Origin of the sequence: Entomomonas moraniae (assembly GCF_003991975.1) — a bacterium.
Lineage (GTDB): Bacteria > Pseudomonadota > Gammaproteobacteria > Pseudomonadales > Pseudomonadaceae > Entomomonas > Entomomonas moraniae.
The window spans coordinates 2,344,817-2,367,960 of record NZ_CP029822.1; the positions used below are offsets into that span (position 1 = coordinate 2,344,817).

Consider the following 23,144-nt stretch of genomic DNA (forward strand, 5'->3'; position numbering starts at 1 on the left):
AAAAAATTTCTCTAGCAATACCCATTAAAATATAAGGTTAAGCTACTGTCCCAATAACCCTGTCAATTGAGTTAATACAAATTGAGGATTAAGCTCTGAAAAACAAAGAGGTTGTTCCTTCGTTATATCGAATCGCTTTTTATCACTCTCTGTTATCTGATAACTACATTCTTTTTTCAAACAAGGAATACACGCAGGATATTTCCCTATTAGATGCACTTGATCTTTACCATAAGCCCCTGTTAATGCAGGATTCGTTGGTCCAAATAATGAGATAGTCGGCACATCTAAAGCCGCTGCCAAATGCCCAAGTCCTGTATCAACGGCAATACAAGCTTTAGCCGTAGCTAAAACAGTAGCGACACCTTTTAAATTTAGCTTAGGTAATACTTCAACATGCTTCAATCCATCAGCAATGCGTTCAGCTCGTTTTTTTTCTGTATCGTTACCCCATGGTAATTTAACTTGTATACTTTGTGCATCAAGCATCATTGCTAATTGCCGCCAATAATACTCAGGCCAATGCTTGGTATCCCAAGTGGTTCCATGTAAAAACACAACTGCATGTTTGACGGTGTCTAAATCCCCCATCACTTTATGTTGATCCAGCCCATAGTCACCAATTGTTTGCGGCAATGGGTAACCTAAGGCTTGTGCAAAAAGTTGACGTACTCTTTCTACCGCATGTTGCCCCCATGCCACTGGGTATACATGTTGATAAAAATGACTGGCTATTTTTTCCCTCGCCGATTGCTTATTAAGTCCTGCAACAGGCGCATGAGTATAACGGGTTAACCATGCGCTTTTTAGTAAACCTTGCGCATCAATAACTAAATCATAAGAACCTGCATGTATTTGCTTTTTAAATGCTTGCCATTCACCTGAGCGCCATGTTTTCCATATGTTTTTGCGCCAACGCCTTAAAGCAACAGGTATTACCCTATTCACAGCAGGATGCCAGCTCGGTATTTCGGCAAATCCTTCTTCTACAACCCAATCAAACGTAATCTCAGGAATAGCTCTTTTCGCATCTGTTAAAGCAGGTAGTGTATGAATCACATCACCCAATGAGGAGGTTTTAATCAACAACACACGCACTTAATTTACCTGCTTAACATCAATTAATTTATCGAGTGCTGATTCAACTAGCTCAGGCTGTAATTGCTTTAAGCAATTATAATGACCAAACTGACATGTCCTCTTAAAACAAGGGCTACAGGAAAGTCCTAAACGCACAATCGCTACATCATCGGACAAAGGAGGCGTAAATTGAGGAGAAGTAGAACCATAAACAGCAACAAGGGGCTTGTTTAATGCTGCTGCCACATGCATTAAACCAGAATCATTGGTTACTACTGCATTAGCACAAGCTAGTAAGTCAATCGCTTGAGCCAAATTGGTTTGCCCTGCTAAATTATAAAAATTTTCTTGCTGGTCTTTTGGTAATAAGTTACGGATCGTTTCCCCCACAGGAAAATCATTTTTAGAACCAAATGTCCAGACTTGCCAGCCCTCGGTTATTTTCTGCTCAGCAACCTTGGCATAGTATTCTGTCGGCCATTTTTTGGCTTCACCAAACTCAGCACCAGGGCAAAGCGCAAGGATAGGCTTATTCATTTGTAAATGAAACGTTGCTAGCGCTTCCTGCTGTGCATTTGGATCAATAACTAAATAAGGTTTTGGATACGGTCTTTCTAATATTTTACCTTTAGGATAAGCCAATGCCATAAAACGCTCAATCATGAGCGGATAAAGGGCTTTATCTAACGTACGAATATCATTTAATAACAGATAGCGTATCTCCCCTTTCCAACCGGTACGTTTGGAGATTTTTGCAAAAAAGGGCACTAACGCCGACTTAAGGGAGTTAGGTAAGACGATGGCCTGATCATATTTATTTTTTAACGATACGCCGATTTCTCTACGTGCTTTAATATCTAAAGCACCATGCCCTAAAGGGAAAGACAAAGCCTCACGCACCTCTGGCATACGTTCTAAGATAGGACGGCTCCAATCTGGAGCTAACACATCAATCATACAGTCAGGGTGTTGCTTACGTAAACACATAAACAGTGTCTGCGCCATCACCATATCACCGACCCACGAGGGGCCTATTATTAGAATATTCATACAAGCTTATCGAGTCAATCTTAGAGTAATGGTGCTTATCATAACAGATATAAGCAGTATCCTAAACTATCCCGTCAGGATACTATGCTTATCGCCGACCTAACAAATCAGTATCGCCCATATAACAAACAAGTTCGTCAGGAAACTGTTTATCTAATCGACTGTAATAAATAATTTTATCGCCTTTCTTTATCTGCTGACTATTATCTAGCTGACAAGATATTGAGCGTTTTTTGAAAAGACTCCATCCATCTCGATCAGGCCTCTGCTTGGGTGTTGATAAAGTAATATCTAATGAAAAATCAGGCGCCAACTGCCATTCTTTTAAAGGACCTAGGGCATAAGTAAATTTTTCTGTAAAACGGCTATGAGTAAAATAGCCATAATCACTTTCGAATAAGCCTAATCTTTGTTCATAATTAATCTGTATAAAATTATCACCTGCATTTAAGCGTCCAGTAAAAATAGCCTTATAAGCCTTTGTACTAGAATTATCATTAAACCGATCAGAAATGCTATAAGGTATCATTGATACAGTTGCAACACTACTCAACCCATTAATATTCGTTACTACGCTAACATCCACAGGCAAAATAAATTCAAATTGCAATCGTTCACTCTGTTTGGCTGCAATATAATAAACAGCATCAACATCACAACTTGTGTAGGAGCAATCCATGGTTAATCGCTCTTTTTGTACTTCTAAATTTTGAGCAGTATTATCTGACGAGACCTTACTTAAAAAAGATGAAGGGGCCTCTGGAAACCACATAGGAGCCCTTAAATTAGCTGATACATACCCTGATAAGCTTATTATAAAAAGGCCTAAAAAAATTCTTCTCATTTTATTCTCGTTACGAACCTATTGATGTCTATGCAATAGAGGTTTCTATCGGTTAATTTCTTAATTTTTCTCATTAATTAAACTATCTAAAAAAACTTTGCCACAACCTTTGAGATAGATAAATTGTGAATCCACTTTAATAACTCTTAAAAAATATATAGTCTGTATAAGAAAAAATAGGTACCCACTTCAGCCGCATTAACTATATCCTCAAAACCATGAGCTTTTAACCCAATCATTTTTTCGCCAGGAGCATTACAATAAATACAACGATGAAGTAACGAATCCTCACACCGTGATAAAATTAATAAATTATCTGCAATAGAATAAGTTAAATAAAGCCTCTTCTTTCTCTTAAAAAATCTTTTATCCCCATGTGCAATCAATTCCATTGGTACTCGGACTATGATCTAAATTGATCAACTCAATTTTATTGTTGACTATTTTCATTAATATAAAGCCCCAACGAAAGCCAAAGCTCCATCACCTTTTTACGTTCATTAGCAAATTGATCAGCCATAACTAGACTAGGCTTATTCTGTAATGCCAATCTATGCACGGCTGAACGATACGCTCGATAAGTATCTTGTAACCAAAGAGCATCCTCTGGCGTAATAAGGTGTGTCTCTGCCATCGCATCTAAAATTCTAATATTATCGGTATAAACAGACAGTTCAGGGTATTTCCAAGACCATGCAAGCGTAACAAACTGAGTCATGAACTCGATATCAACCATTCCACCTGCATCGTGTTTTAAGTTAAATAACTGCTCAGCATCAAATGCATTGTCACCTAAGCCTGACTGTGTAACCAACGTGCCCAAATTATCACGCATTTTTTTACGCATATCACTCACTTCAGCTTGCAACTTCACTAAATCACGCTGTTTACCTAGCACTTCAATACGAATGGCCTCAAAAGCTTCAGCAACCTCTTTGGCACCTGTTAATACTCGTGCCCTTACTAAGGCTTGATGCTCCCACGTCCACGCTTCTGCTTCTTGATATTTTTGAAAACCTGTCAGACTACTTACTAATAAACCAGCATCGCCTGATGGCCTTAACCGCATATCCACTTCATACAAAATGCCTGACGTTGTTTGAGTGGTCAGAATATGAATCATACGCTGACCTACACGGGTGAAAAATAATAATCCATCTATCGACTTAGCTCCATCGGTTTCTGATTGAGGATCACCATTATGAATAAACACTAAATCAAGGTCAGAATTGTGCCCCATTTCAATACCCCCAACCTTGCCATACCCCACCACAATATAATCCAACTCACAGGGACTACCATCCAAGCGTTGTGGAACACCATATTTAACCACACACTGACGCCATGCAAGGTGTAATACCTCCGTGAGTATGGCCTCAGCTAGCCATGTTAAATAATCACTTACTTTCATTAACGGCAAATTACCTGCAATTTCAGAGGCTGCAACTCTTAATCGATGAGCAAGTTTAAAATGGCGTAAAGCCTCCATTTGTTGTTCCAAATCATCTTCAGGAATACGCGCTAAATGTTGACGTAACTCTGCAGCTAGATCTTGGGCAGGGGGTGGACTATAGAGCCTATCCTCATTTAACAACTCATCTAACAAAATAGGATAATGTGTAATTTGCTCTGCAATCCAAGGACTTGCAGCACAAAGCAACAACAATCTTTTTAAAGTTTCTGGATTTTCTGTTAATAACACCAAGTACACAGAACGCCTTGCGACTGCTTCAATCAGTGGCAGTACCCTTAAAATACTCAACGTAGGTTGCTCTAACTCAGCTGCTGCACTAATCAAGCGCGGCATGAAGACATCTAGCCTTTCACGCCCCTCACGTTGAACGGAGCGTAGACTAGGGCTACTACGCAAATCCATCAGTTTTGTATATAACTCTTTACTCTCTGTAAAACCTGCCTCATTCAATTGAATACATGAGCTTTCTTCATCCTGTGTTCTTACCCAAAGCGGCAACCACTCATCCCCCACAGCTCCATTAGACTCTTGCTCTTCTTCCTCAGAGTCAGCAATCACCTGCTTGAAATGCCAATCAATACGCTCACGATATTGATTTAAAGCTTCATAAAATATATCCCAACTGTCATAGCCCATCATTAGGGCCACTTTTGCTTGATCAAGAGCATTATCAGGCAGCATTTGTGTTTGTTTATCTGCGAGAGCCTGTATTGCATGCTCAACATAACGTAAAAAGCAATAAATTGACTTTAACTCATCAACAACCGCACAAGGTAAATACCCCTCACCGGCTAATGTATCTAACACATTTAATAATGGTCGCTGTTGTAAACTTAAATCGCGCCCACCATGAATAAGTTGAAACGCCTGGCCAATAAACTCAATTTCTCGAATTCCCCCAGCACCCAGTTTTATATTGTCATCCATTCCCTTGCGTTTAACTTCTTGTTGAATGAGTTGTTTTAATTTGCGCAACGACTCAATGGCTGTAAAATCTAAGTAACGGCGGTATACAAAAGGTTTTAAAATCGTTAACAACTCAACACCTGCCTCTGGGTCGCCTGCTACAGCGCGCGCCTTAATCATAGCATAGCGCTCCCAGTCACGCCCTTGATCTTGGTAATACTGCTCCATCGCTGCAAAACTATAAACCAAAGGACCACTTGATCCATAAGGTCGTAAACGCATATCAACACGAAAGGCAAAGCCATCAGGCGTGATACTATCCAGTGCCCTAATTAATTTTTGACCTAAGCGTGTAAAGAACTCTTGATTATCGACTGAGCGCTTTGCACCCTCAGTTTCGCCCCCTTCAGGATAAGCAAAAATCAAATCGATATCAGAAGAAAGATTTAACTCTTGTGCCCCCAATTTACCCATTCCCAAAATGACTAGATGCTGGGGCTGGTTGCTATATCGCCCTATTGGTGTACCTAATACTTTCACTTGCTCGTCATAAAGCCAACGATAGGCTTGATCAATACTCGCGTCAGCAAAATTAGAAAGATCATGACAGGTTTCTATTAAATTAGCCTGTCTTGTAATATCCCGCCAAATAATCCGTACTTGCTGACGATTACGTGCCTTACGTAAACAACTGAGTAATGCTTCTTCCGTCGTAACCGTAGAAACTAATGTCGCTAATTGCTCAGTAATCTCTGTAACACTTAAAGGACGATCTAAATCACCACTATTCAATAACTCAACTAATAATTCAGGACAACGCCTAAATTGCTCAACAACAAACTCACTGCACGTCAAAACGCGGGCTAGCTGCGCCTTTTTCTCTACAGATAAACACTCATAAGTGCCCATTAAGCCTTGCTTTTCTAAAGCCTCTACCAAAACATCAACACCATTTTGAGTTATTGTTTGCAAAGTATTGGGGATCTCAATTAAAGCGGGCTTTTTCATTATCAACATCCAATTAATAGCAACTATTATAAAAGGTAAACATTGCGCAAAATAATACTACTAATAAAGCAAAAACCCCACAAAACATCTTAATTTTTATTATTAAAAGGGGTAACAATTGGGAGCAAATATCCTTATTTGCTCCCAATAATAAATCATTGACTACGTGTTAACGACCCCGTTAACTTGACCAGTTTTACAAACTCCCCACGATAACCGTTAGGATCTTCTCCTTTAGCATTATTTGCCCATTGAGCAATTTGCTCATACGACGTTTTAGCCAGTGCAGGATTATTTCTTAATTTTTGACCGAAAGCTGCTACAGCGCTAACAAATCTTGTTTCAATACTCGCTTTATCAAACTGACTAACTGGAGCTTTCTTTTCAATGGGTAACGAAACAAGTTGGCTACTCTCTCCATTAGGCATTTTCCATCTTAATTTAAGATAAGCTAACTCATTATCATAGTCATTAGACTTCATTTGCTCTTTCTTTTGGTAGCGTAAAGCATCGACACTGGCTTTGCCCCCTACCAATGTTAGCTCATACAATACGGTAACTCGTTTACCAGCACCAATATCGCCTGCATCAATATTATCATTATTAAAATCCTCTGCGGCTAATTGGCGTTTTTCATAACCCAGCTGACGATACTCTAGCACTTGGTCTTTATTAAACTCAATTTGTGCTTTAGCATCTTTAGCGACTGTTACCAAAGTTGCTCTCATTTCTTCTTGTAGCACCTTTTGAGCCTCAGAAAGACTATCTATATAGCTATAATTACCATTGCCTACGTTAGCAATTTGAACCATCATCGCTTCATTATAATTATTATCGCCAAAACCCAAGGTAGAGAGTGTAATTCCCTTATCACGTGCACGGCTTACAAATGACTTTAGCTCTTCAACATTGCTTATTCCCACATTAAAATCACCATCGGTAGCTAAGAGAATACGATTAACTCCATTGTCAATTTTACCCTGTTCAGCCATCTGATAAGCTAATTTAAGCCCCTCACCACCCGCTGTTGCTCCACCCGTGGATAACTTATCTAAGGCATTTATAATTTTCGCTTTCTCTTTACCTGAGGTTGGTTCTAGCACTATCTCTGTACCATCGGCATAAGTCACCAGAGAAACTTTGTCTTCTGGCCGTAACTCTTTAACCAACAACTTAAGGGAAGACTTCAAAAGATCTAATCGTTCAGGACCTAACATAGAACCAGAAATATCCACCAAGAAAACCAAGTTAGCCGGAGGGATTTCCGTTGTTTTTAAATCATCCGCTTTAACATTAACGCGTAACAACACTTTATTACTATCCCACGGACTAGTTGTCACTTCATAACTAGCATTGAATGGTGAGTTTTTTAATTGTTTAAGAGACTCTTTACTGGCAGGTGGAAAATAATTTATAAACTCTTCAACCCGTACCGCATCAGGAGGAGGAACTTCGCCGTGAGAAATAAAACGTCGTACATTGGCATAACTCCCCGTATCCATATCCAGACCAAAAGTACTAACTGGTGTTTTTTCAACGGACTGAATAGGGTTGTCAGTATAATTCTTATACTGTGCTGTATCTACTTCTTGTAGCGCATACACACTCTCATAACCAGATATTGCATACTTACCCATGTTTGGGTTATTAACACCACAGGCAGCTAATAACATGACGGTACAAATACCTGTAACGCTAAGACAAACTTTTAGCTTACTTCTTAACATACAACTTCCTTTAACGTTATTCCATATACTAGCTAAAATAGCGATAAAGATAACAAATGTAAATATATGAATATAAATTTAATAAATCAAATAAATACAACAAGATACAATAGCATATACTATTAAACATAAATTAAACAACGAAATAGTAGACATTGCACCACGGTTATCAGTATCATTACCCACTCTTTTATGCACCCGTAGCTCAGCTGGATAGAGTACTGCCCTCCGAAGGCAGGGGTCGTGGGTTCGACTCCCGCCGGGTGCGCCATATATGAAGATGTATTCTCCAAATCTTGCTAGGATACCAATAAAGAAGAAATTTTTGATGGCAGCAGTAAATATGTATGTCTCTATCCCCACAAGACAATATTAGACACTTACTCCAAAATAAAAATGATGGATGATGGCAAATTCATGAAGAAAGAATTACCAATAACCAATATCCATTTTTTTGTACAAAACACCAAAGTAACATATCACTGAATACAATCTAACGTACTAAAACTTACTATTGCTCATAAGTCAGAAACTACAACCTATCTGTTTAAAGAAACACAAGATGGTATCAGTCCAATTAAAAATATAGAGACTGGATATTAAATAACATGCTCAAAATAATTTTCATATTTATTTTTTTCATTTACTCCCTCAAACTATTTTAGCTAAGGGATTTAATACACAAAGTTACTCTATTCACAGAAAAAGATAATCACATCATAAACCACCTGTTCATCTACAAAGAAGAGCATAATCCTGAAGAGTTTACTGTAAAATATCAGTATTATTTTATTGGCCCATCTTTAGTTCTTTCAACCTTAGAGGTTTCTACAATGGAAGAAGGCACTATACTTGATGTGTGGAATAATTATAAGATTGATAAGGATAGTAAAATCCTGTTGATAGAGTCAATAACATGCGATAACTCTAAAAGTGGAAGAAATACATGCCATAATGAACTTTCTACTTTAAAAGACTACATATTACTTTTTAAAACTTAACAATGAGAAAACTATGATGATAAAAAGGTTGGCTTTAATCTCTATAATGCTTGTAATTTCACAAGGTATTTATGCTGGAGAGAAATACCCCCAAGATGTGTCTCAATTTATCGAAAAAAGAGACCAATGTGACTATCTGAGTGGCGAGATATCAGGAGAACCAGAGATTGATAATGCTAGAAACCTAAATGAACAACTCGATAAGTATTGTAAAGGAACAGATCAGTTATTAACCACATTAAAACTTAAATATAAAGAAAATAAATCTATTCTAAAAAAACTAGATACCTATGAGTTGATAGAATGCACAAATAACTGCAGTAATGATTTAGAATAAGCAACAGCAATATAGCTTTTCCATTTCAAATGTCGATATTAAAAAATCACATAAAAGCTTATTGGTTTACAGGGCTCTCAGGCGTTGGTAAAACCACATTAGCTTATGCCTTATCAAAAATATTATGGAACCATAATACGGCGAATAAAGTCTTAGATGGTGATGAGTTACGAAAAACGATCAGTGTCGATTTAGGTTTTTCAAAAGCTGATCGCGATACTCATGTTACACGTGTTACTGAGTTAGCTTATGAGTTACAACAGCAAGGTATTATTCCTATTATCAGTTTAATTAGCCCTTATGCAAAAATGCGAACACACGCTATTAAAAAATTAACTGCATTAGAAATCTATCTTGAAGCCCCTTTAGATATTCTTCAACAACGCGATACAAAAGGACTGTATGCAAAAGCACTACAAGGAGAAATAAAGCTAACGGGGTTAGGAGATCCTTATGAGGTACCAACTAACCCTAATGTATGGCTACGAACAGATATATTATCGGTTAATGAATGTATAAATAAAATATTATATCAGCTGTAATTTCATCCGTTATGACATAAAATACAGTTAGGATTATATACATTATTATCAACAAGGGGATTAACGATGATAAGTAGTCATTTAGAAAGTTTTGCAGGCTATGCCGTTAAATCGTGGGGAATAGGCGATAAATTAGAGAACTTAGAAAAGACTATTTATCGCATAGCGGTTGATTATGATGATGACATAACATGGGCTGATAAGTTTAATGCTTATCTCGCACAACCAAATGCAGGGCAAACACGCGGCATTGTATTAGGTATGTATTCTGATGAGATGTTTGAGGAATCAAGCGCAAGTACCCTTGAGCTATTAATTAATGCAAAAGATAAACTACCTTTACTAGATACAATCTTTGTGAATGATGTTATCAGCGAAGAGAATGAAATTTCATGGATTATTAATGCCGATAATGCGCCCCTTATTCATGCTTTTCCAAAACTTAAGCACTTTGGCACACGCGGTGGGAATGAGCTAAGCTTTAACAACTTAAATGCCCCCTTATTAGAAACATTAATAGTGCAATCAGGCGGGCTTGATAGTAGCACGATCATTGATATTGCCAATGCCAACTTACCTAATCTAAAGCATTTAGAAATTTATCTTGGAACAGATGACTATGGTTTTTCTGGTTCAGTCAATGACTTAGCTCCTATCTTGCAAGATCGTTTTAACCAATTAACTTATTTAGGGTTAAAAAACTGTGAAATACAAGATGACATCGCCATTGCCGTAGCCAATGCCCCTGTCACTGCACATTTAAAAACATTAGATTTATCCCTCGGTGTTTTAACCGATAAAGGTGGCCAAGCGTTGTTAGAGTCAACGAAGGTGAATAACTTAATGTTTTTAGATTTAAACTATAACTATTTTTCTGAAAATATGGCTGAACAATTAGAAGCGTTTGCTAAGAGTAAAGGTTTTAAAATTGACGTCTCTTCTGATGCAGATTATGACGAAGATGACGACTGGCGCTATGTTTGTATTGGAGAATAACCCCAAACAGGTGGTGCTAATCGCACCACCTAACAGCCGCAGAGTTAACGCTTTTCAACAAGCATTGCAAGACATTGACTGGCCCATTGCAAAAATCATTTCTTTTCACGATATTGTAAAACATCCCAACCTATTAATAGATTGTATTGAACAAGGTGATATTGTTCGCTTAGAAACCTCTGGCGAATGCTCAGAAACAGAACGATTATTGCTACAACTGGGCGAGTCTGTTGTGGCTAACAATCTCGTAATAGATAACTTGCAATTAGAACAAGGTGAAATAATTCCCTCCAACCAATGGTATGCAGGGCTAAGTCTCTTTTTTAGGCACGTACAGCAAATATTACAACAAGCCCAACCTCATTACCGTATGTTTGATGTGAGCGAAGGATTGGTGTTTTTTGATAAAAGAAAAACATCAATACATTGGCAGCAACAAGGGCTACCAACCCCCGAAATAATAACAAACCACATAGAAAGTTTTGAACAGCTTATTGATACGCTAACAAAGCAAAAAACATCTCGGGTGTTTATAAAGCTTGCACATGGCAGTGCTGCCAGTGGCACTATAGCATTATCCGTGACAGACAAAAAAATTCATGCAGTAACAACCATTGAGCTGTTACAACAAACAGGACAAATACATTTTTATAATACCCGTCGATTAAAGCAGTATACTGACAGACAGACTATTGCAATGATGTTTAATCAACTACTTAAATACCATGATTTACAAATAGAGGCATGGATACCTAAAGCCAGCTATCAGGGTAAAATCTTTGATGTTCGAATTGTGGTCATTAATGGTCAAGCACAACACATATTAATTCGGTTAGGAAAGCGCGCCATGACAAATTTACACCTAGAAAATGGACGTGGTGATCTTGAGCAAGTTAAAACTTATTTAGGTGATCATTGGGCTACAATTCCTAAATTAGCAGAGCAAGCCATGTTAGCCTTTCCTAATAGTTTATATGCAGGGCTCGATGTATTAGTAACACCCCATCAGCACAAAGCTTATTTGTTAGAGGCCAATACTTTTGGTGATTTTCATCCTAACACTTATTGGCAAGGACTAAACACTTATCAAGCTGAGCTTCTAGCACTTTTAAAGAGAAATAAATTAATAGATGATTAACGCGAAGCAACTCATTAAAAACCGAGCTAATATACTCCTCATCACCTTCGACAGCTTGCGTTATGACGTACTGGCTAAAGCGCATATGCCAGAATTAAATACATGGGTTCCGAAATGGGAAGCAAGGCACTCGCCAGCCACTTTTACCTATGCATCACACCATGCATTTTTTAGCGGCTTTTTGCCAACACCTATTGATAACCCCACAGCACCAAGACTTTTTGCTGCTTCTTTTGTCGGCTCTACTACAACCAAACCCAACACCTTTACGTTTGCTGAAAGTACACTGCCTAAAGCGTTGGCTAATCTAGGCTATCAAACCTGTTGTATCGGTGGTGTAGGCTTTTTTAATAAAGAGTCTGAACTCGGTAGTGTACTGCCTAACCTATTTCAACAAGCTTATTGGAGTCGAGAAATGGGCGTTACCGGTGTAAACTCCACAGAACTACAAGTAGAACAGGCAATAGCCTTTTTACAACAAGACACACAACCAAAACTGTTATTTATTAATGTTTCAGCAACCCACCAACCGACCACAATTTTTCATCCAAACCAACAAACAGAATCAATGGCTACACAACAAGCCGCACTCGAATATGCACAATGCCATATAGCACGATTACTAAAAGCACAAACAGAGTGCGGTAATGCTTTGGTTGTTTTAACCTCAGACCACGGTGAAGCGTTTGGTGAGGACGGTTACCATGGACATCGTTTAGCCCATGAGACTGTATTAACAGTACCTTATGCTGAATTTATTTTGGAATCTGTATGAACTTAACGCAACTGATCGAGCAACAAGCGTATTATCAAGGCTATACCTATGCCTATCCTCATAAAACCAGTTATCGGTCATTTTCCCCTATTTCACTGGCAGATATTTGGGCAAACGAAGACAAGTCACAACTTTTTTTATATGCACATATCCCTTTTTGCAATATGCGCTGTGGCTTTTGCAACCTATTTACTACAGCAAATCCCAAGCAACCATTAACTATAGCCTATTTAGAAGCCTTTGCAAGACAAGCCAAAGCAGCCCACCAAGCATTGGGGGAGAAGGCAAACTTTACCCGTTTTGCTCTTGGAGGGGGGACACCTACCTATTTAAATGCAAAAGAACTGTCCTTTTTATTTGATGCATTGACTTGTTTCAACTTAGATTACCAAACTATCCCGTCCAGTGTTGAAACGAGCCCTGAAACCATTTCAGAAGACCGCTTACAGATTTTAAAAGACCATTGCATTAAACGTGTCAGCATGGGTGTACAAAGCTTTCATAAGAAAGAAATTAGATCAGTCGGCAGAGGACAACATAACGCCGAAGTATTCCAATCCATTGAAAAAATTAAAGCTTTCAACTTTGCCATTTTTAACTTAGATTTAATTTATGGCTTAGCCCATCAAACACCGGAATCTTGGGAAAAATCTTTAAAAACAGCATTATGCTTTGAACCCGAAGAAATTTTCTTATATCCCCTTTATGTTAGACCATTAACAGGTATTGGTAAATTTGGTTTTAACTGGGATGATGAACGCATGAAGCTCTATCAGCAAGGCCGCGATACTTTACTAAGTTATGGTTATGAACAAATGAGTATGCGCTATTTTAGAAAACCTATCGTTAATCAACTAGAAAGCGGAGACTATTGTTGCCAACAAGATGGGATGATTGGACTAGGCTGTGGTGCAAGATCTTACACTCAACAAGTGCATTACTCTTCAGAATATGCTGTAGGGCGCTCAGGGATTAAAGCCATTCTAGAAAGCTATAATGCGCGTACGGAGGATGATTTCTCACAAATAACCTATGGCTTTAAAATGGATGAAGACACCCAAAAACGCCGTTTTATATTACAATCCATTTTACACATGACAGGACTCTCTCCCCTACTCTATCAACAACGTTTTAAAAGCAATCCTTTTACTGATTATCCTGAGTTAAAAGCCTTGATTGATTTACAACTTATTAACCTAGTCAATGGCGTATGGACACTGACACCCAAAGGACTCTCATTATCTGATCTAATTGGTCCTTGGTTTTATGCGCCAGATATCGAACACCGAATGAATGAATACTCACTCATTTAAGGCAGCTATAATACGATGAAAACCCTTACTGTTCTTTATCGCGGAGCCTTAGAAACCTGTAATTATGCTTGCGACTACTGCCCCTTTGCTAAACGTAAAGAAACACCTGATAAAAAACAGCAAGATATTATAGGTTTAACGAATTTTATAGAATGGATTACTCGGCATCCACACATTAACTTTACCATTTTTTTTACACCATGGGGTGAAGCACTTGTTTTTAAACGTTATCAGCAGGCTTTAGCAAAACTTTGCCAGCTTTCTAATGTTAGTAAAGTTATTATTCAAACTAATTTAAGTACTAAATTAGATTTTTTAACCGAGCTAGACAACCAGAAACTTCGCTTTTGGTGTACCTACCACCCCTCAGAAACAGCCTTGGTACGTTTTATTAAACAGCTTAAAATACTTAACCAACATCAAATGATATACAGTGTTGGCATGGTGGGAAAACCTGAACTATTCGATGAAATAAAACAATTACGTCATGCACTCTCCCCTAATGATTATCTATGGATAAATGCTTACGTTGAAGACAATAAAGCCTATCAATACAGCGATGAGCAAATAATCTTCTTAACCACGATCGACCCACTCTTTCCATTAAACAAACCCTATAAAACTTTAAATTTACCTTGTACGGCGGGAGAGCAAGCAATCACAGTAGATGAGTTTGGTGACATCCGGCGTTGTCATTTTATTAAAAATGTTATTGGTAGTATTAAACAAACCGGCTGGCAACGTATATTAACGTCAAAACCCTGTACTAATCACTATTGCGATTGTCATATTGGCTATGTTTTTCTTGAGTCATTCAATGCTAAGGCCATTTTTGCAAACCAAGCACTGGAGCGCATTCCTTTAAATCAAAATCCTACAACATAGATAAAAATACGTTTGAGATTGAAAAACTAAAATTTAAGATTTCAATTGGAGTGAGCAGAAGAATAATTTTGACGGGTTTCTAAATAAAGCTAAAGAAATCTAATTAAAGCTTTTTTCTGGTTTACCCTTGAAATTAGTTTTTGGTTTTATAAAAAGATGTTACGGTTATAACTTGTTAATTTAATTGGTCGGGACGGAGTGATTCGAACGCTCTACCCCTTGCACCCCATAAAGGTAAGTAGTTGTCTAATAGACTTTAATAGTTTCTAATATCTCTACTACACTTCCTGCAATTACTGAATATCTGTATTTTTATTGTCTAATAGCTTCTAATAATTTACTATACAAGCCTATCTCAATTGGTAACCAGTTGGCAACTGACTGTTTTGGCATTTGGCTTAGTTTTGATGCATTTTTAGTTTTTCTTTTATTGCTTTTCATTGGTTATTTAATTTAATTGACCATTTGATTTATTTGGTTTTTTTTCTTTTGTTTTATTGTTTTATTGTTTCTTTTTTTATTAGGTTTTTAGTATGGCTATTACTGATAAACAAATGTCTTCTAAAGTGGAAGGTAAGGATAAGTGGTTTAGTGAGACGGCTATTTGGGGTCATGGTAGTTTGGTCGGGCGTATTACAGTCAGTGGCGAGCGGTTGTTTTATTTTCGTTATTGTAATGGTGAAGGGGTTCGTGTGACTTATCCTATTGGTACGTATGGCCGTGAGGGTAAGGAGGGTTGTATGTCGTTAGCTCAGGCTTCTGTGTTGGCTAAGGAGTTAGCTGGTTTGCATAAGTCTGGGATTAGGGATATTCGTGAGTATTTGGCTTCGGAGCAGGCGCGTAAGTTGGTTGAGCGTGATTTGGAGCTTGTGCAGTTGCAAGAGGAACGGGAGTTAAAAGCGGCACGTGTTACAGTCGCTGCGTTGTTTGAGCATTGGTTGAGGGTGGATTTGGTTAATCGTAAGGATCAGGGCGCTGAGATTAAGCGGATGTTTTTGAAGGATGTGTTGCCTTTAATTGGGGATATGGCGGTTGAGGATGTTAAGAAGGGTGATGTAACGCGAGTGGTAGATACGATCTTAGGTCGTGGTGTCAATCGGATGGCGAAGTTGATTTTGTCGTTGATTCGGCAGATGTTTCGTTCTGCGGTAGATAGGGATATGTTGGAGCATGATCCTACGGCAAGTATTCGTAAAGCTAAAATAGGTGGTCGCTCAACAGAACGAGATCGGGTACTGGATGATGGTGAGATTAGGGCATTGGCTTCTCTCCTGCCCTCTTCTGGTTTGATTAGTTCTACGCAGTTGGCCATTTGGATTTGTTTGAGTACGTGTTGTCGTATTGGGGAGTTGTTGCAAGCTAGGTGGGCTGATATTGATTTTGAAGAAGGTGTTTGGGTGATTCCTGCTGAACACAGTAAGAATGGTAAACCACATACTGTTTTTTTGTCTGATTTTGCTTTGGAGCATTTTAGGAAATTACAGGCTTTAAAAGGTCATGCTGTTTGGTGCTTTGTTAACAGAACACAGGATGGGCATGTATCAACAAAGACAGTAACTAAACAAATCAGTGATCGGCAGAAATCTGAAGATCAGGCTGTTTTTAATAACCGTAGTTCTAAACCACAGGCATTATTGTTGCCGGGTGGCAAATGGACACCTCATGATTTACGTAGAACTGGGGCTACCATTATGACGAAGTTGGGTGTTTTGCCTGAAGTGGCTGAGCGGTGTTTAAATCATACGGAAGAGAATAAGGTAAAAAGAGTGTATCAACGGCATAACTACCACAAAGAAATGAAAGAAGCTTGGGCTCGGCTGGGGACGTATATTGAGCAATTACTTAAAGAAACTGTACCTTAGGAGTTATCTATACAATGACTTGAATAAACTACATTTAAAACTTATAACAGAATATATTTTTCTTTTTAAACTACTATTATCAATTTAACGATACTCTTCAAAATGATATTATATATTATTTTTTTGTTATAAACTGCAGTGAGCTGAATATTTGATAATTAAAACCATATCCATTATTTAACATTCTTATTCGCTAAAGTTAATGATTAAAACTAGCAAAATAGAAGTTCTTTCATGAAAATAATTGATAACATCAATACATTATTGGGTGATGATCTAAAACAATCCTTGCAAGCCAATAGCAAGCTAAAAATAGCTGCTTCTTGTTTCTCTATTTATGCATATCAAGCATTAAAAGAAGAATTTTCTAACATAGAATCATTTGAATTTATTTTTACTTCGCCTACCTTTGTGGCGGCAGAGGTAACAGACAAACTAAAAAAAGGACAAAAAGAGTTTTATATCCCTAAATTAGATAGGGAAACAAATTTATATGGATCTGAGTTTGAAATAAAACTAAAAAATCAATTAACTCAAAGAGCTATCGCAAAAGAGTGTGCACAATGGATAAGAGAAAAAGCAAAATTTCGCTCTAATAAAACTAATGCTGCTATGCAATCTTTTTTGTTAACGCAGGGAAATGAACCAGCTGCTTATATCCCCATTAACGGGTTTACAGCAGTAGACCTTGGCTATCAAAAAGGTAATAGCATCTCTAATTATGTAAATAAATTTGATGAAGCAAGTTCAACTAATCAATATTTAAGACTTTTTGAGCAAATATGGAATGATCCAAATCAACTAGAGGATGTAACAGAAACTATTTGCCAACATATAGAGTCTGTCTATCAAGAAAATTCACCAGAACGTATTTATTTTCTAATTTTGTACAATATTTTTAATGAGTTTTTAGAAGATATCAATGAAGATGTCTTACCTAATGACCGCACTGGGTATCAAGATACCTTAATATGGAATAAATTATTTAACTATCAAAAAGATGCAGCGACAGGCATTATTAATAAGTTAGAAACCTATAATGGCTGTATTTTGGCAGATAGCGTAGGTCTAGGAAAAACCTTTACTGCATTAGCAGTAGTCAAATATTACGAATTACGCAATAAATCAGTACTAGTATTGTGTCCCAAAAAGTTAGCAGATAACTGGCTAACTTATAATCGTAATTTAAAAACTAATCTCTTTGCACAAGACCGATTTAACTATGATGTACTTTGTCATACAGACTTGTCTCGCACCACAGGTGAATCTTTTGGTACACCTCTTAATCAAATCAACTGGGGTAACTATGACTTAGTGGTCATAGATGAATCACATAACTTTAGAAATAATGATGCAGTTAAAGATAGAGAAACGCGCTATCAAAAGCTGATGAATCAAGTTATTAGAGCAGGTGTAAAAACTAAAGTGCTCATGTTATCAGCCACGCCTGTCAATAATAGATTTATAGACTTAAGAAATCAGCTTGCACTAGCTTATGAAGGGGACTCAAGTAATTTAAGCAAAAAGCTTCATACCCTTAAAAGTATTGAAGAGATTTTCAAAAATGCACAAACAGCATTTAATGTATGGTCAAAACTACCCCCAGAGCAGAGGACAGCAAAAGCTATACTAGACTCTTTAGAGTTTGATTTCTTCGAGGTATTAGATAGTGTCACTATAGCGCGCTCTAGAAAACATATCCAAACCTTCTACGATACTACTGATATAGGCCATTTTCCTGAACGTAAAAAGCCCTTATCTTTTCGGCCACCACTTACTGTAAGAACAGATGTTGACTCCATCAATAGGATTTTTGAACGTCTTAGCTCCCTTAAACTGTCAATTTATGCCCCTATTAGCTATATATTACCTAGCCGTTTAGCTATCTATGAAGAACTTTACGATACAGAAGTCAGTGGCGGGCGAGGTAAATTAAGACAAATAGATAGAGAACGAAGCCTATTAGCTTTAATGACGACTAATCTACTCAAACGCTTAGAAAGTTCTGTTTATGCCTTTTGTAAAACATTGCAAAGTTTATATGATAATCATCAGCAAGTGCTAGCCACTATTGAAGAGTTCCAAAAACAAGGGGGGATAGAAACGGTTACTAGCCTAGTAGAAGGATTGGAGAACTTAGAAGCTGAAGACGATGATATTAATACAGATGATTTAGCCATAGGCAATAAAATAAAAATAAAACTAGCTGATATGGATATTATCTCATGGCAAAGGGACTTAGCAGCAGATCTTTATCTGATAGAAACCTTATTAACTTCAATGAAAAAAATTGCTCCCATAGATGATAGTAAGTTACAGCACCTTAAACAACAAATAGCTCATAAAATTGAATACCCCATAAATGCAGGTAATAAAAAAATAATTATATTTACAGCCTTTGCTGATACAGCTAACTACTTGTATGAAAATATAGCAACCGATCTATGGGCCAATTATCAGCTCCATTCAGCAATGGTAACAGGTGGACAGGGTAAACCCAAATCCACATTAAAAACAAATCATAGAAATTACGATTTACAAGAAGTACTAACCCTTTTTTCACCCATTTCAAAATCTAAAGCCAGTATTTTGCGAGAAGAACCTGAGGAAATAGCTATGCTAATAGCTACCGACTGTATCTCAGAGGGACAAAACTTACAAGATTGTGATTATCTTATCAATTACGATATCCATTGGAATCCTGTACGAATTATTCAACGTTTCGGTCGAGTTGATCGTATAGGTTCACCTAACCAAAGCATTCAATTAGTAAATTATTGGCCTGATATTTCATTGGATGAGTATATTAATCTAAGGGAAAGAGTGGAAAGTCGCATGACTATTGTTGATGTGACCGCAACAGGAGATGACAATGTTTTAACTAACCAAAACTATGATGTATCTTACCGTAAAGAACAACTGAAGCGTTTACAGGAAGAAGTAATAGAGCTAGAAGATGTTAAAACAGGAATTTCTATTACAGACCTTGGCCTTAACGAGTTTAGAATGGATTTACTTAATTATATTAAACAATACGGTGAGCCTAAAAACCTACCTACGGGGCTACACACAGTTGTAGCGGTCAATGTTGACAAAGATATCAGGCAAGGTGTTATTTTTGCTCTAAGAAATATTAATAATAGCGTTAATATAGACCAACAAAACCGCCTGCATCCCTACTACCTTATCTACATAGCACAAGATGGACAAATAATAGCCAATCATTTAGAAGTTAAAACTATTCTTGATAAGATTAGAACCAGTTGCAAAGGGAAAAATGAGCCTATTAATCAGCTATGTACCTATTTTAATCAAGAAACCCAAGACGGACGTCAAATGGAAGACTATTCCAATTTACTAACTCAATCCATTCAAAGTATTATTCAAGTTAAAGCAGAAAAAGACTTAGATAGCCTTTTTTCTACTGGACAAACGACCGCATTTCTTAATAACATCACAGGGCTAGATGATTTTGAACTAATAGCCTTTATTGTTATAAAATAGTCAAAATGATATTACTATGCCTTTAGAAGCCCTCTATGCCTATCCTGAACAAGCCAAACTAGGGCGAATTTTACCTAAAAATAAACTCTATGAACAAATAAAACCAAATCAAGCACTAAAAAACTTATTTATTACTCAAATTGAACAAATTCAATGGCAATATGTACTAGCGAGCCGCACTATTAACCTAATTCACAGCTCACCAGTACCTGAAATACAAGTATTTACCCTAACACTTAAAGGCCAACAGCTAGATTTAACTACCTTAAAAGCAATAGATCAAGTAATTAAGTTTCCTACCCTATTTGAAGTAGTTAAAGGAGATCAAGCTCAACTAATAGCTGCCTACAAAAGACCTAATGAAGTAGATAATAATAAATGGGTTATTTCTGATTATTTTTTAAGCCCTTGGTTAAGTATTACATCAGCTCGCCAAGCATTACCTGTGGCAGTAACACTTGCTCATCTCTATCAGCAAATAATTCATTCATTACTACCCTATGTCGCTAAACCAACTGAGCAATTGGAAGATACTATTGAGCGTATTAGCCAGATAAATAGTAAAACTAAACAACTCAGTCAAGCTGAAAATCGCTTACTAAAAGAAAAACAATTTAATAAAAAACTACTCATCAATAGCAAAATCAAGCAATTACAACAAGAGATAGCAGGGCTTATTGGGTAATAGTCAGCTTTTAGTGTACAATTTAACCTTTCCGTCTATACTTCCCCTTTGTTATTTATCACTATAGGAAATCTTTAATGGATAAGTTAAAAATGCACAGCCCTGATTTAACCAATCAAAATATCCAAAAAATTAAAGAGTTTTTTCCTAACTGCGTGACAGAAATACAGGATGAGCAGGGACAACTACAACAAACAATAGATTTTGACCAACTTAAACAAGAACTAGCCCACAGCATAGTAGAAGGTCCACAAGAGCGTTATCAACTTAACTGGCCAGGCAAAAGAGAAGCACTACTAGCTGCCAATGCCCCTATTGCTAAAACTCTAAGACCTTGCCCAGAAGAAAGTGTGGCTTTTGATAGCACTCAAAACCTGTTTATTGAAGGGGATAACCTAGATGCCCTTAAACTATTACAAGAAACCTATCTAGGCAAAGTAAAAATGATTTATATTGATCCACCTTATAACACAGGAGAGGATTTTATCTATAAGGATGATTTTGCTGAAACAACTGAAGAATTTTTAATACGCTCTAATCAAAAAGACCTTGACAATAATAGACTAGTGGCCAATACAGAAAGTAATGGACGTTTCCATTCCGATTGGCTATCTATGATTTATCCCCGTTTAAAGTTGGCTAGAAATTTGTTAAGTGATGATGGGGTTATTTTTATTCAAGTAGATGATAATGAGATAAATAATTTACTAACAGTTATGTATGAGATATTTGGTGAGAAGAATATTGTCTCCACAATTGTTGTAAAAATGTCTCACTTGTCAGGTGTTAAGATGTCTCATATTAATAAGAAACTACCTAAAATCAAGGAGTTCATTGTTTGCTTTTCAAAGAGTGGCAATGCTAATTTAAATAAGATTTTTATTCCTTCTAAATGGGAAGCTGTTTTATCAAGATATAAAAGTATTATTAAAAATATAGAAGATAATGTAAAAGACTGGCAGTTTTCCAGTCTGGGTGCTGAGTTGTCTAAAGTAGATGAAAAAGATCAAGAGCAATGGTTAATAAAAAATGCTAATAGAATATTTAGAACAGCAACTAGCACTAGTATTGAACACATGCCTAAAGATGGAAAATTTTATAAAGTGCTATCTCCCACAGGGTTAGAAAAATATGTATTAAATGGTGAAGAGGTCTTATTTGCTAGTAATAAACTAATGAAGATAGAAAATAAGTTAGTGCCAGTAGATACTATTGGTGATATATGGACAGATATTGGAATAAATAATCTTCATAAAGAAGGGGGTGTCTACTTTTCGAATGGAAAGAAACCATTAAAATTGATAAGTCGTTTGATATCGTTAATTGATATAGCAGATAAAAATAGTATTTTCTTAGATTTCTTTGCTGGAAGTGGTACTTTGGGACAAGTAATAATACAATTAAACGCTAGTGATGGTGGGAGTCGTAAGTTTATTCTTGTTCAATTGCCAGAGCGTATTGCTGAAAATGATAAAAAACAAAAGGATGCTTATAAGTTTTGTATAGATAATAATTTAACGCCCAATATAGCAGAAATTGCAAAAGAACGTATTCGTCGTGCAGGGCAGCAAATTCTCGTCGATAAATGTCATACAAACTGGAGTAAAGATATTGGCTTTAGGGTATTAAAGGTCGATTCCTCTAATATGAACGATATCTATTATCAACCTGATCAATATGATCAAGCTAATTTACAAGGTCTAGAAGAAAATATTAAAGCTGATCGTACGCCTGATGATTTATTGTTTCAGGTATTACTGGATTGGGGTGTCGATTTAACCCTACCCATCAAAAAACAAACCATCGAAAATAAAACCATTTTCTTTGTGGATGATAATGCATTAATAGCTTGCTTTGATAAAGAAATCACAGAGGATTTAGTTACTCAATTAACTCAATTTAAACCTATTAGAATGGTGTTTAGGGATGATGGTTTTATCAGTGATTATGTAAAAATTAATGCCGAACAAATTTTTAAACAATTATCTCCTATTACCGAAATTAAATCTATTTAAGG

General features: G+C 36.8%; 16 protein-coding genes and 1 tRNA gene. 12 read left to right on the top strand and 5 right to left on the bottom strand.

Going from position 1 to position 23,144, the window contains the following annotated elements; genetic code table 11:
• Positions 1–42: 42 nt before the first annotated feature.
• The 5 genes from waaC to DM558_RS10990 form a co-directional block, all read right to left on the bottom strand.
• Positions 43–1,098 carry a lipopolysaccharide heptosyltransferase I gene (gene waaC, locus DM558_RS10970; protein ID WP_127164046.1) on the bottom strand — a complete coding sequence of 352 codons (1,056 nt, stop codon included), beginning with the start codon at positions 1,096–1,098 and terminating at the stop codon, positions 43–45.
• Positions 1,099–2,130, bottom strand: a complete 1,032-nt coding sequence (gene waaF / locus DM558_RS10975) for a lipopolysaccharide heptosyltransferase II (RefSeq protein ID WP_127164047.1) — start codon at positions 2,128–2,130, stop codon at positions 1,099–1,101.
• Between the two features lie 88 nt (positions 2,131–2,218).
• Positions 2,219–2,902 (bottom strand): hypothetical protein, encoded by a 684-nt coding sequence (locus DM558_RS10980; RefSeq protein WP_127164048.1) that lies wholly within the window; start codon positions 2,900–2,902, stop codon positions 2,219–2,221.
• A 502-nt stretch (positions 2,903–3,404) separates the two neighbouring features.
• Positions 3,405–6,362: a bifunctional [glutamate--ammonia ligase]-adenylyl-L-tyrosine phosphorylase/[glutamate--ammonia-ligase] adenylyltransferase gene (gene glnE, locus DM558_RS10985; protein WP_127164049.1), complete on the bottom strand. Its 2,958-nt coding sequence runs from the start codon at positions 6,360–6,362 to the stop codon at positions 3,405–3,407.
• A gap of 155 nt (positions 6,363–6,517) precedes the next feature.
• On the bottom strand, positions 6,518–8,089 hold the full coding sequence (locus DM558_RS10990; protein WP_127164050.1) for a vWA domain-containing protein: 1,572 nt from the start codon (positions 8,087–8,089) through the stop codon (positions 6,518–6,520).
• Positions 8,090–8,283: 194 nt separating this feature from the next.
• Here DM558_RS10990 and DM558_RS10995 point away from each other — a divergent pair.
• The 12 genes from DM558_RS10995 (at position 8,284) to DM558_RS11050 (ending at position 23,142) form a co-directional block, all read left to right on the top strand.
• Positions 8,284–8,360, top strand: a tRNA-Arg gene (locus DM558_RS10995).
• Positions 8,361–9,103: 743 nt separating this feature from the next.
• Positions 9,104–9,427 (top strand): hypothetical protein, encoded by a 324-nt coding sequence (locus DM558_RS11000; protein WP_127164051.1) that lies wholly within the window; start codon positions 9,104–9,106, stop codon positions 9,425–9,427.
• Between the two features lie 29 nt (positions 9,428–9,456).
• The gene (cysC, locus tag DM558_RS11005) at positions 9,457–9,969 is read left to right on the top strand and encodes an adenylyl-sulfate kinase (RefSeq protein WP_127164052.1); all 513 of its coding nucleotides are present in this window, start codon (positions 9,457–9,459) and stop codon (positions 9,967–9,969) included.
• 66 nt (positions 9,970–10,035) lie between these two features.
• Positions 10,036–10,965 (top strand): STM4015 family protein, encoded by a 930-nt coding sequence (locus tag DM558_RS11010; protein WP_127164053.1) that lies wholly within the window; start codon positions 10,036–10,038, stop codon positions 10,963–10,965.
• On the top strand, positions 10,922–12,103 hold the full coding sequence (locus tag DM558_RS11015) for an STM4014 family protein (protein ID WP_127164054.1): 1,182 nt from the start codon (positions 10,922–10,924) through the stop codon (positions 12,101–12,103). The genes DM558_RS11010 and DM558_RS11015 overlap by 44 nt, the downstream gene beginning before the upstream one ends.
• A complete protein-coding gene (locus DM558_RS11020) occupies positions 12,096–12,878 on the top strand; it encodes an STM4013/SEN3800 family hydrolase (protein ID WP_127164055.1) in 783 nt (260 codons plus the stop codon). The genes DM558_RS11015 and DM558_RS11020 overlap by 8 nt, the downstream gene beginning before the upstream one ends.
• A complete protein-coding gene (locus DM558_RS11025) occupies positions 12,875–14,191 on the top strand; it encodes an STM4012 family radical SAM protein (protein ID WP_127164056.1) in 1,317 nt (438 codons plus the stop codon). The genes DM558_RS11020 and DM558_RS11025 overlap by 4 nt, the downstream gene beginning before the upstream one ends.
• A 15-nt stretch (positions 14,192–14,206) precedes the next feature.
• Positions 14,207–15,076 carry an STM4011 family radical SAM protein gene (locus DM558_RS11030; RefSeq protein WP_127164057.1) on the top strand — a complete coding sequence of 290 codons (870 nt, stop codon included), beginning with the start codon at positions 14,207–14,209 and terminating at the stop codon, positions 15,074–15,076.
• A gap of 533 nt (positions 15,077–15,609) precedes the next feature.
• Positions 15,610–16,938 (top strand): site-specific integrase, encoded by a 1,329-nt coding sequence (locus DM558_RS11035; RefSeq protein ID WP_127164058.1) that lies wholly within the window; start codon positions 15,610–15,612, stop codon positions 16,936–16,938.
• Between the two features lie 234 nt (positions 16,939–17,172).
• A complete protein-coding gene (locus DM558_RS11040; protein WP_127164059.1) occupies positions 17,173–20,442 on the top strand; it encodes a helicase-related protein in 3,270 nt (1,089 codons plus the stop codon).
• Between the two features lie 16 nt (positions 20,443–20,458).
• Entirely contained in the window at positions 20,459–21,127 is a 669-nt protein-coding gene (locus DM558_RS11045; RefSeq protein WP_127164060.1) for a DUF4391 domain-containing protein, read from the top strand.
• A 77-nt stretch (positions 21,128–21,204) separates the two neighbouring features.
• Positions 21,205–23,142 (top strand): site-specific DNA-methyltransferase, encoded by a 1,938-nt coding sequence (locus tag DM558_RS11050; protein ID WP_127164061.1) that lies wholly within the window; start codon positions 21,205–21,207, stop codon positions 23,140–23,142.
• Positions 23,143–23,144: the final 2 nt, after the last annotated feature.

What these genes read in the sequence shown, in the direction of transcription:
- DM558_RS11000 (WP_127164051.1), top strand. Translation starts at nt 9,104, where the DNA reads ATGATGATAAAAAGGTTGGCTTTAATCTCTATAATGCTTGTAATTTCA.
- DM558_RS11030 (WP_127164057.1), top strand. Translation starts at nt 14,207, where the DNA reads ATGAAAACCCTTACTGTTCTTTATCGCGGAGCCTTAGAAACCTGTAAT.
- DM558_RS11010 (WP_127164053.1), top strand. Translation starts at nt 10,036, where the DNA reads ATGATAAGTAGTCATTTAGAAAGTTTTGCAGGCTATGCCGTTAAATCG.
- DM558_RS11040 (WP_127164059.1), top strand. Translation starts at nt 17,173, where the DNA reads ATGAAAATAATTGATAACATCAATACATTATTGGGTGATGATCTAAAA.
- DM558_RS11050 (WP_127164061.1), top strand. Translation starts at nt 21,205, where the DNA reads ATGGATAAGTTAAAAATGCACAGCCCTGATTTAACCAATCAAAATATC.
- waaF (WP_127164047.1), bottom strand. Translation starts at nt 2,130, where the DNA reads ATGAATATTCTAATAATAGGCCCCTCGTGGGTCGGTGATATGGTGATG.
- DM558_RS10980 (WP_127164048.1), bottom strand. Translation starts at nt 2,902, where the DNA reads ATGTGGTTTCCAGAGGCCCCTTCATCTTTTTTAAGTAAGGTCTCGTCA.
- DM558_RS10990 (WP_127164050.1), bottom strand. Translation starts at nt 8,089, where the DNA reads ATGTTAAGAAGTAAGCTAAAAGTTTGTCTTAGCGTTACAGGTATTTGT.
- DM558_RS11015 (WP_127164054.1), top strand. Translation starts at nt 10,922, where the DNA reads ATGACGAAGATGACGACTGGCGCTATGTTTGTATTGGAGAATAACCCC.
- cysC (WP_127164052.1), top strand. Translation starts at nt 9,457, where the DNA reads ATGTCGATATTAAAAAATCACATAAAAGCTTATTGGTTTACAGGGCTC.
- DM558_RS11045 (WP_127164060.1), top strand. Translation starts at nt 20,459, where the DNA reads ATGCCTTTAGAAGCCCTCTATGCCTATCCTGAACAAGCCAAACTAGGG.
- DM558_RS11020 (WP_127164055.1), top strand. Translation starts at nt 12,096, where the DNA reads ATGATTAACGCGAAGCAACTCATTAAAAACCGAGCTAATATACTCCTC.
- DM558_RS11025 (WP_127164056.1), top strand. Translation starts at nt 12,875, where the DNA reads ATGAACTTAACGCAACTGATCGAGCAACAAGCGTATTATCAAGGCTAT.
- DM558_RS11035 (WP_127164058.1), top strand. Translation starts at nt 15,610, where the DNA reads ATGGCTATTACTGATAAACAAATGTCTTCTAAAGTGGAAGGTAAGGAT.
- glnE (WP_127164049.1), bottom strand. Translation starts at nt 6,362, where the DNA reads ATGAAAAAGCCCGCTTTAATTGAGATCCCCAATACTTTGCAAACAATA.